The sequence below is a fragment of the Dyella nitratireducens genome (genome assembly GCF_014642835.1).
Classification (GTDB): domain Bacteria; phylum Pseudomonadota; class Gammaproteobacteria; order Xanthomonadales; family Rhodanobacteraceae; genus Dyella_B; species Dyella_B nitratireducens.
The window spans coordinates 1,655,255-1,667,353 of record NZ_BMJA01000001.1; the positions used below are offsets into that span (position 1 = coordinate 1,655,255).

At 62.7% G+C, this 12,099-nt stretch carries 11 protein-coding genes; all 11 read right to left on the reverse strand.

The annotated features are described in order from the left end of the window. Positions 1-463 precede the first annotated feature (463 nt). Positions 464-766 carry an STAS domain-containing protein gene (locus IEX75_RS07555; RefSeq protein ID WP_188793610.1) on the reverse strand — a complete coding sequence of 101 codons (303 nt, stop codon included), beginning with the start codon at positions 764-766 and terminating at the stop codon, positions 464-466. A 12-nt stretch (positions 767-778) separates the two neighbouring features. After that, positions 779-1,963: a methyl-accepting chemotaxis protein gene (locus tag IEX75_RS07560; protein ID WP_188794375.1), complete on the reverse strand. Its 1,185-nt coding sequence runs from the start codon at positions 1,961-1,963 to the stop codon at positions 779-781. Positions 1,964-1,979: 16 nt separating this feature from the next. Then, entirely contained in the window at positions 1,980-3,077 is a 1,098-nt protein-coding gene (locus IEX75_RS07565) for a protein-glutamate methylesterase/protein-glutamine glutaminase (RefSeq protein ID WP_188793611.1), read from the reverse strand. Between the two features lie 39 nt (positions 3,078-3,116). Next, a complete protein-coding gene (gene cheD, locus IEX75_RS07570) occupies positions 3,117-3,773 on the reverse strand; it encodes a chemoreceptor glutamine deamidase CheD (RefSeq protein WP_188793612.1) in 657 nt (218 codons plus the stop codon). Further along, positions 3,770-4,648, reverse strand: coding sequence for a CheR family methyltransferase (locus tag IEX75_RS07575; protein ID WP_188793613.1), 879 nt, complete (start codon positions 4,646-4,648; stop codon positions 3,770-3,772). Before IEX75_RS07575 ends, cheD begins: the two co-directional genes overlap by 4 nt. A 256-nt stretch (positions 4,649-4,904) precedes the next feature. Further along, complete coding sequence (locus IEX75_RS07580) at positions 4,905-6,629, reverse strand: methyl-accepting chemotaxis protein (RefSeq protein ID WP_188793614.1); 1,725 nt, start codon at positions 6,627-6,629, stop codon at positions 4,905-4,907. Positions 6,630-6,641: 12 nt separating this feature from the next. Further along, positions 6,642-7,127 (reverse strand): chemotaxis protein CheW, encoded by a 486-nt coding sequence (locus IEX75_RS07585; protein ID WP_188793615.1) that lies wholly within the window; start codon positions 7,125-7,127, stop codon positions 6,642-6,644. A gap of 294 nt (positions 7,128-7,421) precedes the next feature. Beyond that, positions 7,422-9,059, reverse strand: a complete 1,638-nt coding sequence (locus IEX75_RS07590; protein WP_423373311.1) for a methyl-accepting chemotaxis protein — start codon at positions 9,057-9,059, stop codon at positions 7,422-7,424. Between the two features lie 125 nt (positions 9,060-9,184). Then, positions 9,185-11,167, reverse strand: coding sequence for a chemotaxis protein CheA (locus tag IEX75_RS07595; protein ID WP_188793617.1), 1,983 nt, complete (start codon positions 11,165-11,167; stop codon positions 9,185-9,187). A gap of 175 nt (positions 11,168-11,342) precedes the next feature. Beyond that, positions 11,343-11,705 (reverse strand): response regulator, encoded by a 363-nt coding sequence (locus tag IEX75_RS07600; RefSeq protein WP_188793618.1) that lies wholly within the window; start codon positions 11,703-11,705, stop codon positions 11,343-11,345. 14 nt (positions 11,706-11,719) lie between these two features. After that, positions 11,720-12,022 (reverse strand): STAS domain-containing protein, encoded by a 303-nt coding sequence (locus tag IEX75_RS07605; RefSeq protein WP_188793619.1) that lies wholly within the window; start codon positions 12,020-12,022, stop codon positions 11,720-11,722. Between the last annotated feature and the right edge of the window lie 77 nt (positions 12,023-12,099).

A 12,099-nucleotide genomic window follows, 5' to 3' on the forward strand; every position in this document is an offset into this window, starting at 1 on the left:
CCAATATCTATTAAATGACCGAGCCGTCATTCCGGCGAAGGCCGAGGAGCTTTACAACAGCGAAGCTGGTCAATCCACGCTTCGCATTCACCATGGATTCCGGCCTTCGCCCATTGTTGTCCGGGGAAGATTTTTCCGAAGCTCAGAAAACTGCCGTTCCATAGGCACTTTTTGCAAAGGAATGCAGTGAGCAACTTGTTCTCACCGTAGCCTTCAACCTTACCTCACCGTCATTCCGGCGAAGGCCGGAATCCATCGCCAGTACGAAGCATGGATTCCGGCCTTCGCCGGAATGACGGTGAGGTATTACGGAACTTCCCCGGACAGCAGTGGGCCTTCGCCGGAATGACGCCGAGGTAAAAATGCTAAGGATTGGCCGCGAAAAAGCCCATCCTTGAACAGCTCGAAAAACGTGGGGATAAATCAGGGTTTTCACCCCAACCTACAGATCGACGGCTGCACGTCAGTGCAAGGTAAACAACTTATCAAACCCTGCTACGCGCAGCGTTCCACGCAACGCACTGCTCGCATTGACGATACGGATCTCCGCACGATCGCCACCGGCGTGCTCACGCAGCAGCAGCAGCATGCCCAGCGCAGAACTGTCCATGCTCTCCACTTCGCCCAGATCGATCACGTAGCTACGCGACTTGCGTTCGCCCAGGCACGCTTCATGAAAGCTTCGATGCACGCTGAAGTCGAAGCGGTTGCTGAATTGCAGGGTGAGGCAATCCTGCTCGGTGTCATGTTGAACATTGAGATTCATGACGTCGACTCCTTAGAACAATTCGATTTCGCCAGCGTCCATGCTGCTCTGCAAGGCCGGGCCGCGCGAACGGATGCGTGCTTTTTCGCGCTGCATGGCAAGGCGTTCGCGTACGCGGTCGGAATGTTGGCGCAGCACCTGCGCATCGAAGGTCTCGCAGGCCAGCGTTTCGATGTCGCGCGTGGTTTCGGAGGCAATGCCCTGCAATTCCACCAGGCGCGTACGCGTCTGATTCAGCAGCTGGCTCAGGATGTCTTCGAACTGCAGCGAGCGAATGGTGGTGGATACGTCGGAGCCCAGGCCGCGATTGATCTCGACCACCTTGTCAGCGACCGCAGTAGTACGCGCATCGCTTTCGGTCACGTGCGCCATCATGGCGTCGATGCCGCCTTTGGCGGACAACGCCACGTTCAGATCCTGCGACGCCAATTCACCGACCAGGCCGCGTACTTGCTCCATCGCAATGCGCGCACGCTCCACGTGGCTGCCGATTTGCTCGTTGAACTGGTTGGAATGGCTGGCGAGATTGCGGATTTCGCCCGCCACCACGGCGAAGCCGCGGCCCGCCTCGCCCGCACGCGCAGCTTCGATCGCCGCATTCAGCGCCAGCAAGTTGGTTTCTTCCGCGATGGTGTTGACGTTCTTCAGCAGGGCGAACACCGCATCCATTTCCTTCGACATGCCGTCGATGCGATAGACGATGCGCAGGCTTTCGCGCGAGAGCTGCACGATCAGGCCAACGAAATGCTCCAGCAGGTCACCCGTGCGCGCCGCGAAGTCCTGCACGGACACGCCGCCATTCTGCACGTCGATGATCTGTTTCAGCAGCGATTGCTGCAAACCGGTTTTCTGCGACAGTCCGTCAAAACCGCCGCCCAGTTCGGATACTGCATCACGCAGCAGATCCAGCGCCTGGTGCAGTTCGCGCGATGCATGACCGAGTTCATCGACCAGCGCGCCACGCACGTCTTCCAGTGCTTCGCGCACCGGTGCGTGGTCGGGCTCCGGCGCGACGTCCACGACAACAGAGGGAGCAGAAAGGCGGCGGCATTCGAAGATCCACACCGCGCAAACGGCGGTGACCAACACCGGCGCCATCCATACCGGATTCCAGATCAGGCACAGCAGCAGGGCGACGAGGCTCGCGCCGATGCCGACGAGAGGGCGTGGAGCGGTGGCGGAAAGAATAGCGGACATAGGCGATTCCAATACATCAGGATGCGGCGCGTCGTGCACCGGCGATGGGTTGTTGCGCCAGCACCAGGAGCCGTGCGGCGATGTCTTCGAGCGGGAGTTTTTCATCGGCGGCACCGAGCTTCCACGCGGCACCGGGCATGCCCCACACCACGGAACTTGCTTCGTCCTGCACCAGCGTCGGGGCGCCGTTTTCGCGCATCTCCAGCAGGCCACGCGCACCGTCGTCGCCCATGCCGGTAAGCAGCACACCGATGGCAGCGGCGCCGATACTGGCGGCGGTGGAGCGGAACAACACATCCACGCTGGGTTTGTGGCGATTCACTTGCGGACCGTCATGCAGACGGCAAACGTGCTTGGCGCCATCCCACATCACCAGCAGATGCTCGCCACCGGGTGCTATGTAGGCATGGCCGGGCTGGATCGGCTGGCCATCGCGCGCTTCACACACGCGCATCGCCGAACAGTTGTTCATGCGTGTGGCGAACGGGCCGCTGAAAGCCGCGGGAATGTGCTGGGTGATGACGATCGGCGGCGCATCCGGCGGCATCGCTTCCAGCAGCACACGAATCGCTTCGGTACCGCCGGTGGATGCGCCCACCGCGATGATGCGCGTGCTGCCGCGCGTGCCCGGCGATTGCGAGCGCGGCAATACCGCGTCGGCGGAAAGGCGCGGCGGCACATCGATTTTCTGCACTTGCGTGTAAGGGCGTGGACGCGTGCGCGCCGCCATTTTTACCTTGGCGCAGATTTCCTGCGCGCTTTCGGCAAAGCAGTTGGCGAGATCGCTCGACGGCTTGGTGAAGAAATCCACCGCGCCGATTTCCAGCGCACGCAGCGTCACTTCCGCGCCGCGCTCGGTCAGCGACGACACCATCACCACCGGCATCGGCCGCAGGCGCATCAGGTTTTCGAGAAAGGTCAGCCCATCCATGCGCGGCATTTCCACGTCGAGCGTGAGCACATCGGGATTGAGCTGCTTGATCTTGTCACGCGCGATCAGCGGGTCGGCGGCCACGCCGACGACCTCGATACCGGGATCGGAATCGAGCATGGCCGACAGGAGCTTGCGCACCAGTGCGGAATCGTCAACCACCAGGACACGGACTTTTTCCATTACCGCCTTCTCGCTCAATGCTTCAACCAGGGAGGAGCTTCAGAACAGCTCCACCTCTCCCTTTATCGGATCGTTCGCCAAACGCTTGAGGTAGCGCTGCTCGTTGGCGGCCAGCTCGGCATCGCGCTGGCTGCGCAGCTGCCTCACGCGAACCCGTCCGCTGTTCGGGAAAAACTGCAGCTGGCGCGGGTAGATATCGCCCACGTCTTCGGCCACGATCGGCAGATGCTCGGTTTCCAGATAGCGCTTCACGAATGCGATGTTGCGCTGGCCCACGTCGGTCATCTGCGCCAGCACGCGGCCGCCGCCGAAGATTTTCACGCTGAGCGCTTCGCGCCGGCCACCGGCTTTCAGCACGGCGTTGATCAGCTGCTCCATCGCGTCACTGCCGTAGCGTGCCGCGCGGCCTACCGCCGACGACCAGTCGTTGCGCTCGCCGCTCATCGGCTCCGGCAGCATGAAATGGTTCATGCCGCCGATGCGGCGCTCAGCATCGCGAACGCAGGCTGAAACACATGAACCGAGCACGGTGGAGATCATTTCCTCCTGCGTGCTTACGTAGTACTCGCCGGGCAGCACTTTCACGGTCATGCAGCCATGCGTGGGATCCCAGAATCGGCGCATGTGCTCGAAGCCGGGCAATACGGGCTCGCTGGTAGTAGGCGCAACGGCGACGCCTCGCACCGGTGCTGTCATGACACTTTCTTCTTATAGACCGTACGACCGACCAATTCGAACGAATCGCTGAGGCCGTACATCGATTCGGAATGACCCAGGAACAAATAGCCGCCCGGTTCGAGCAAGCCAGCGTAGCGATCGAACAGGCGCTGCTTGGTCGGCTTGTCGAAATAGATCACCACGTTGCGGCAGAAAATGGCATCGAACGGCCCATGCATGGGCCAGTCATGCAAAAGATTGAGCGGCTGGATGGTGACGAGCTCGCGCAAGCGCGGATGCACGCAGGCAGCGCCTTCATAGCGGCCCTCGCCGCGCAGGAACCAACGTCGGCGGCGTTCGTCGCTGATGCCACCCATGCGTTCCAGCGTGTACACACCGCCACGCGCATGCTCCAGCGCCTGAGGCGAGAGATCGGTCGCGAGGATGCGCGCATCGACTTTGCTGCCGGTACGCTCAAGCGCTTCGGCCAGCACCATCGCGAGAGCGTAAGGCTCTTCGCCGGTTGCGCAGCCGGCGGACCATATGCGCAGGCGTCCGCCATGTTTCTTCGCTTCCAACCAGCGCGGCAGCAGCTCGCCGACCAACAAGTCGTAATGATGCATCTCGCGGAAGAACGAGGTGACGTTCGTGCTGATCGCGCTGGCGAGTTCGCCCAGCTCGCCCTCGGGATCGCGGCGCAGCACCTCGCAATAGCCGGCAAAATCTTTCAATCCCAATGCACGCAGGCGGCGCAGCAGGCGACCCTGCACGAGCTGGCGCTTCTGTTCACTCAGCGCAATACCGCATTGCTTGTAGACAAAATCACGCAGGAACTGGAACTCGACATCACCGAGCAGCGGGCCACCCGCGCTGGTCATCGCCGCATGGAAATCGGAAACGGTTGCCGTGCTCATGACTCGGCACCTCGTCCACTCGGTTGCTGTGGCGAAGGCGGGTATGGGCTTGCAGAAGATGTCCAGTTCCCCAGAGTCACGATGACTACCTCGTCTCATTGTGTAAGCGGATGACACCGCTCGAATGTGAGTGATGCACGCTCTCCGGTTGCGCCGATGTCACTCCTTTCGCTGCCGGCTTCGTCCCCAGGAAGCCGGCACATTCAACCTGATGTCACGACTCCCGCCTCTGCATGCCGCACAGGCGGAAGCCTCATCAAAATTCCTTCCACACGTCGCTGTCGGTCGTCGCCGGTACTGGACGGCGCGATGCGGCAGCCGGCGGCGCGGACTGGCGCACGGCGGCGAAAACCGCTTCCGTTTCAGCCATGATTTCCGCCGCCTTCGGCTTGGCCGGCGCGGCGGCTGCCGCCTCCTCACCGATACGGAAGAAGCCCACCTGCCGCGACAATTCGCCGGCCTGTTCGTGCATGGCGCGAGCGGCAGCGGAAGCTTCTTCCACCAGCGCGGCGTTCTGCTGCGTCATCTCGTCCATCTGCGACACGGCGTTGTTGACCTGGTCGATGCCGGCCGATTGTTCCTGGCTGGCGGCGGCGATCTCGGCCACGATGTCGGTCACCTTCTTCACGCTGTCGACGATGTCGGCCAGCGCTTTGCCGGATTGGTCCACCAGTTCCGTACCTGCGCGCACCTTGTCGGCGCTGTCGTTGATCAGCAGCTTGATTTCCTTCGCCGCACCCGCGCTGCGCTGCGCGAGGTTGCGCACTTCCGTCGCCACCACCGCGAAGCCGCGGCCTTGTTCGCCGGCACGTGCCGCTTCCACAGCGGCGTTCAACGCGAGCAGGTTGGTCTGGAAGGCAATCTCGTCGATCAGGCTGACGATGTCGGAAATCTTGCGGCTCGACGTGTTGATCTCGCGCATCGCGGTCACCGCCTGCGCCGCCACTTCACCACCGCGCTCGGCCTGTTCGCGCGCACCGCGTGCAAGCTGGTTGGCGTGGCTGGCGTTTTCGGCGTTCTGCTTCACGGTGGAAGTCATTTCTTCCATTGACGAGGCGGTTTCTTCCAGGCTGGAGGCCTGTTCCTGCGTGCGTTGGCTCAGGTCGTCATTGCCGCGTGCGATCTGCTGCGCTGCCGTGCTGACCGCATCGGAGCCATTGCGCACTTCGGCGACGATGTCCACCAGGCGCTGGTCCATCGTGCGCAGCGCGGTGAGCAGTTGTGCCAGCTCGTCCGTGCCTTTCACGTCGATGGCGTGGCCGAGTTTGCCGCCCGCGATTTCGTTGGCCACCTTCATGGCGTAGCCCAGGGCATGCGAGATCGAACGGATCAGCAAGACCGAACGCAGCGCCGCGAACAACAGGCCGGCAAGCAGTGCGACCAACGTGATCATGCGGATGCGCTGATAGCTCTTGATCTGCGCATCGAAAATCTGGCCGGCTTCGTCGCTCTGCACCTTCACCAGCTTGGCCAACGCATCCTGGCGCTGCATCAGCAGCGGACGCAGCTCCATTTCCACCAGGTCGGAAGCGCCGTTGTCGGATTGCTTGATGGCGTCGAGCACGTCCTGCTTGGCCTGCTCATAGTCCTTGTCGCTGGAGTGCCAATCCTTGACGGCAGCCGCCACCGCGGGGCTCAGCTGGAGCTTGCTGAAGCGGCCAAGATAGTCATTCATCTCGGCCTGATAGCGCTCGAACTCCGCCATCTTCTGCTTCACCTGATCGGCTTTGCCGACCAGCGCCGCCGCTTCGCTGAGCGTGAGGAACGACTTGAGCGAGTCGCTGCGTACCTGGTCCAGGTACTGGCTGGGTACCAGACCGCTTTCGTAGATACGCTGCGTGCCGGCGTTCTGCTGCGACATGGAATACAGCCCGATGGCCGCACCAGCCAGCAACATGACGCCAAGCAGGCCGACCAGCATGACCAGCCGCGCCCGTACCGTGAGTGATTTGAACTTGAATGTCGGGAAACGCAATTTCATGGGTGTTGTCCTTCAGGCAACGGCTTTCACATCGCTGGCCGCGTTGAGGGCGGCGTCGAGCATCTGGGCATCCTGCGGCTGCAACAGCTTGTCTGCGTCGAGCAGCAGCACCATGCGGTCGCCGACGGAGGTCAGTCCTTTCAGGTATTCGGTATCCACGGTGGTGCCCATGTCAGGCACCGGGCGAAGCGCATCGCTGGCGACGTCAAGCACGTCGGATACGGCATCCACCACCACGCCGAACTGGCGGCCGGCCACGGTGATGATCACGGTGACGGTGGTGGCGTTGTATTCCTCGCGCGTGAGGCCAAAGCGCAGGCGCAGATCGATCACCGGCACGATGGCGCCGCGCAGGTTCAACACGCCGAGCACGTAGTGCGGCGATTGCGGAATGCGCGTCACGGGCGTCCACCCGCGAATCTCGCGCACGGCCAGGATGTCGATACCGTATTCCTCGTGGGCAAGGTTGACGGTGAGGTATTGCGCTTGGTCAGACATGTTTCGCCTCGTGGGTAGGAGCGTGTCCAGGCGGCGCTCCCGTTCGTAAGAGGAATCGGCGGTTGGGGGGAAAACTTGAGGTGGGAACCGGCGCCTAATGAGGCATCGGCGTGCTGAAAAACCCAGTTCCGCGCTACCTGCTCCCTCCCCTACGTGTAGTAGGGGAGGGCTGGGGTGGGGTGAAGCAACCTCGCGCTGAATTCCCGGTGTGCGGCAAGCCCACGCAACCCCACCCCGGCCCTCCCCTGCCGATGCAGGGGAGGGAGCGTGTCGGCGAGACCGAATAAAATCGGATCAATGTGTCGCCGCAGCCAGGGCACCCACCGCCGGCTTGCGCGCAGGGTTCTTCACTCCGGCATGCACCACCCCATGCACCCGGAAATACCCCATCTGCGCATTCAGCCGGTCCGCCTGTTCCTGCATGGCGCGCGCCGCGGCCGCCGCCTCTTCAACGAGTGCGGCGTTCTGCTGGGTGGCCTGGTCCATCTGCATCATGGCCCGGTTCACCTGCTCGATGCCGCCGGATTGCTCCTGGCTGGCCGCGGCGATCTCGTCCACGATGTCGACCACCTTCTTCACGCTGGTGATGATCCCGGCCAAGGCCAGGCCGGATTCATCCACCAGTTGCGCGCCAGCCTGCACCTTCTCGGTGCTGTCGCCGATCAGCGTCTTGATTTCCCTGGCGGCGCGGGCACTGCGCTGGGCCAGGTTGCGTACCTCGTCGGCGACGACCGCAAAGCCGCGGCCCTGCTCACCGGCATGCGCGGCTTCCACCGCTGCGTTCAGCGCCAGCAAGTTGGTCTGGAAGGCAATTTCATCGATCAGGCCGACGATCTCGGCGATCTGCCCGCTGGCCTGCTGGATGTCCTGCATCGCCGCGCTGGCGCGTGCGGCGACATCGCCGCCGCGCTCTGCCTGCGTGCGCATGGCGACGGCAAGCTGGCTGGCGTGCTGGGCGTTGTCCGCGCTCTGCTTTACCGTGGCGGTCATTTCCTCCATCGACGCGGCGGTTTCCTCCAAGCTGGAAGCCTGTTCCTGCGTGCGATAGCTCAGGTCGTCATTGCCATGCGCGATCTGTTGCGCGGCCGCGGTGACCGTGTGTGCGCCCTGCTGCACTTCACCCACCACGTCGGTCAGTTTGCCGCGCATGCGACCCAGGGCATCCAGCAAACTGCCTGATGCCGCGGCGGATACATCCTCATCGCGCAAATCGCCATCGGCAATGCGCGCCGCCAGGGCCAACGCAGTCCTCGGTTCGCCGCCGATGCTTTGCCGGATGCTGCGCATCGATTCCCACACCACCAGGATCACCAGCAACCCGGCCAGTCCCGCGCGCAGCAGGCTGCCTACCAGCATTTGGCGAAACTGCGCGTCGATGTCGACGAAATACGCGCCCGCGGCTACATGCAGGTCCCACGGCTTGTAGTAGGCCGTGTAGGTCATTTTCAGCTTGTTACCCTTGCTGCCCGGCATCGGCCACATGTATTCGGTCAAGCCGTGACCATCACGCTGATCAGCCGCGAGCATCTCGCGATACATGTACTTGCCGGTGGCATCGCTGTCGTCGCGGATGCTTTTGCCTACACGTTTGGGCATGACCGGATGCATGCGCATGGTCAGGTTCGAATCGAACACGTAGACGTAGCCGGTGCCGTCGTTCCAACGCAGTGCGGACAGCGCATTCAACGCGCGGCGTTGTGCTTCCGGCTCGCTGAATTCGCCTTTCGCAGCGCGGTCATGGTAGCTCTGCATCAGCGACGTTGCCGTGGCGACTTCATCGCCCAGTGCACGCTCACGCGCCTGCATCTGCAAGCTGCGGCTGTCGACGGCCGACATCACGGTCAACGCCAGCAACCCCACGACGACGATGGCGATGACCAGCCACACCCGCGCCGAGAGGCTGAGGTGTTCGAGCATTTTGAGTGGGGACATCATGACGGCAAACCTTCAGTAGCATGGAAACACGGGGCGCATGGCCCCACCGCGTCCATGCACGGCCGCGCGCTGTTCGCGCGAGTCATTCGGAAAACGGAGCCCTTCCCCCGGCTCCGCCGTTATTACGCCGCCTTGCGGCGCGATTGCAGGCGAATCAAACCGGCCACGTCGACGATCAAGGCCACTGAACCGTCGGCCAGAATGGTCGCGCCGGAAATACCATCCACGCGGCGATAATTGGCTTCCAGCGATTTGACGACCGCTTGTTGTTGACCGACCAGTTCATCGACGAACAGGCCAATTTGCGTGCCATCCGCTTCGACCACGATGACCAGGCCGTCTTCGATGTTTTGTCGTGCGTTGGCGCAACCGAACTGCTGATGCAGGCGCACGATCGGCCGGTATTCGCCGCGGAAGCGGAACAGCTCGCCGCCACCGGTCACGCTGCGCACGGCATCGGCACGCAATTGCACCGATTCCACGATCGACACCAGCGGCACGATGTAGCACTCGCCACCCACGGCCGCGCGCAGGCCGTCGATGATCGCCAGCGTCAACGGCAAGGTGATGGTGAACGTGGTGCCCTGCCCCGCGCGGCTCTTGATGGCGACGTTGCCGCCCAGATCCACCACGTTGCGGCGAACCACGTCCATGCCCACGCCACGGCCGGAAAGATCCGTGGTAACGGCAGCGGTAGAGAAACCCGGCTGGAAAATCAGTTCGCCGACCGCTTCATCACTCAGGTCGTCGCCGCTCTTGATCAAGCCCTTCTGCAACGCCTTGGCGATGATCGCATCGCGATTGAGGCCGGCACCGTCATCGGAAATTTCCACCACGATCGAGCCGCCACGATGGAACGCTTCCAGGCGCAGCGTGCCTACTTCGTTCTTGCCGGCAGCACGACGCTTTTCCGGCATTTCCAGGCCATGGTCGATCGCATTGCGCACCAGGTGCACGAGCGGATCGCCGATTTTTTCCAGCACGGTCTTGTCGAGCTCGGTGTGTTCGCCGACCAGATCCAGCTTCACCTGCTTGCCCAGCTTCTGGCTGAGGTCGCGCACCAGGCGCGGGAAGCGGTTGAACACCGAGCCGATCGGCAGCATGCGGATGCCCATCACGCTTTCCTGCAGCGAACGCGTGTGGCGGGCCAGTTGCGCCAGGCCGTGCTGCAGCATCGCCAGACGCGAAGGATCGAATTCCTCACGGAACTGATCGAGCATCGCCTGGGTGATGACCAGTTCGCCAACCAGGTCGATCAGGCCGTCGATCTTGTCGATCGCCACGCGCACGGAGCCGGCGTCGTTGCTGCTCGCCGCCGCGCGCGTCGTTCCTGCCGCGGCGCCCGCACCAGCTGCCGGTGTTGCTACGGCTTCGACGGCTGGCGCGGGCGGTGGCGCGACGGCAACGAGCGGCTCGATGGTCAGATCGCATTCGTCTTCGACCCACTCGAACACCGTCTTGATCGCGTCCTGGCTGACCGCGCCAGTCAATTCGATGCGCCAACCAAGATGGCATTCGGAAGGGTCGAGCGCGTCCAGCGTGGGCACACGATCCAACTGTGCCTCGACGACCAGCTGACCGAGCGCAGCCAGTTCACGCAATAGACGCAACGGGTCGTTGCCGCCGGCCAACATGCCAGCGTGGGGACGGAACTGAATGATCCAGCCGCTGGATGCGGCCGGTTTTGCAGCAGCCTTGTTCGCGGCGGCAGGCACGTTGTTACCGGCTGCCACAGCAAGCTGCTGCTTGAGGTTTTCACTGTCCGCATCGGCCAGCGGCTGGCCGTTCTGCGCGCGATCGAACATGCCGCGCAGGCAGTCCACCGTGCGCAGCATCAGTTCGATGATGGACTTGTCGATCGCACGGCGACCATCGCGTACCTGGTCGAGCAGCGATTCGGCTTCATGCGTCAGCGCCGCCATGTCCGGAAAACCGAACGTGGCCGAGCCGCCTTTGATCGAGTGCGCCGCGCGGAAAATGCTGTGCACCAGCTCCGCATCGCCGCCTTCGTCGAGCGCCAGCAGCGCCGCTTCCATGGCATCGAGGCCTTCCAGGCTTTCCTCGAAGAAGACTTTGTGGAATTGCGCGATGCTGATGTTGCTCATAAGAAAGAGAATCCTGGATTAACCCTGCTACCAGTCGATGCCTCACCGTCATTCCGGCGAACGCCGGAATCCAGTCTAAATACGCGTCCGAAGGACACAAAAACTAGTGCTGAGTGCTTCGCACAACGTGTTTGAACTGGATTCCGGCGTTCGCCGGAATGACGGCTGGGTAAGTTCAGCCAAGCACACGCTTCACGGTCGCCAGCAACTGCTCCGGATCGAACGGCTTCACCAGCCAACCCGTCGCGCCCGCCGCCTTGCCTTCCATCTTCTTGTCCGTATTGGACTCGGTGGTCAGCATCAGGATCGGCACGCCCTTGTATTCGGCACGCGTACGCAGCTCGCGCACCATGCTGATGCCATCCATCACCGGCATGTTCACGTCGGCGAGTACCAGATCGAACTTCGAGGATGCCGCCGTATCCAGCGCCATCTGTCCGTTCTCCGCCTCGCTCACGTCATAGCCGGCGCTGCGCAGCGTAAATGCCACCATGCCGCGCATCGACGCCGAATCGTCCACCGCAAGAATCTTCGCCATCTTCCACCTCGAGTTCAGGCCGGCTTCTTCGCCGGCAATGCCAATGCTTCCGTCAAACCCAACTGGCTCGCCGCGTCATACAGCGGCGCGCTCACGCCCGCCCACTGCAGCTGGCGCTCGCGCTGCTTTGCTTCGCGCTGGAACACCACCAGCAACTGCAGCGCGGCCGTATCGACGCGGTCCACCGTGGTGCCGTCCAGGACGATCTGCGAGGATTCCAGGGCGCCACGCAGCTGCGTGTACAGCACGCCGACCTCGGCGATACGGCAGTCCGCAGGCATGCTGACCCGCGCTTCGCTTTTGCTTTTGCCGCCCATGGTGGTCACCTCGCTGGGTTGGTCTGTTGCGAGATTTATCGGCGGGAAGTGGAACGGCTTTAGGTAGTTCGTAGGTT

Bases quoted from the DNA above. Each gene is read 5' to 3' on its own strand.
- IEX75_RS07605 (WP_188793619.1), bottom strand. From the start codon at position 12,022: ATGGGCGGCAAAAGCAAAAGCGAAGCGCGGGTCAGCATGCCTGCGGAC.
- IEX75_RS07580 (WP_188793614.1), bottom strand. From the start codon at position 6,629: ATGAAATTGCGTTTCCCGACATTCAAGTTCAAATCACTCACGGTACGG.
- IEX75_RS07600 (WP_188793618.1), bottom strand. From the start codon at position 11,705: ATGGCGAAGATTCTTGCGGTGGACGATTCGGCGTCGATGCGCGGCATG.
- IEX75_RS07555 (WP_188793610.1), bottom strand. From the start codon at position 766: ATGAATCTCAATGTTCAACATGACACCGAGCAGGATTGCCTCACCCTG.
- IEX75_RS07575 (WP_188793613.1), bottom strand. From the start codon at position 4,648: ATGAGCACGGCAACCGTTTCCGATTTCCATGCGGCGATGACCAGCGCG.
- cheD (WP_188793612.1), bottom strand. From the start codon at position 3,773: ATGACAGCACCGGTGCGAGGCGTCGCCGTTGCGCCTACTACCAGCGAG.
- IEX75_RS07590 (WP_423373311.1), bottom strand. From the start codon at position 9,059: ATGTCCCCACTCAAAATGCTCGAACACCTCAGCCTCTCGGCGCGGGTG.
- IEX75_RS07595 (WP_188793617.1), bottom strand. From the start codon at position 11,167: ATGAGCAACATCAGCATCGCGCAATTCCACAAAGTCTTCTTCGAGGAA.
- IEX75_RS07565 (WP_188793611.1), bottom strand. From the start codon at position 3,077: ATGGAAAAAGTCCGTGTCCTGGTGGTTGACGATTCCGCACTGGTGCGC.
- IEX75_RS07585 (WP_188793615.1), bottom strand. From the start codon at position 7,127: ATGTCTGACCAAGCGCAATACCTCACCGTCAACCTTGCCCACGAGGAA.
- IEX75_RS07560 (WP_188794375.1), bottom strand. From the start codon at position 1,963: ATGTCCGCTATTCTTTCCGCCACCGCTCCACGCCCTCTCGTCGGCATC.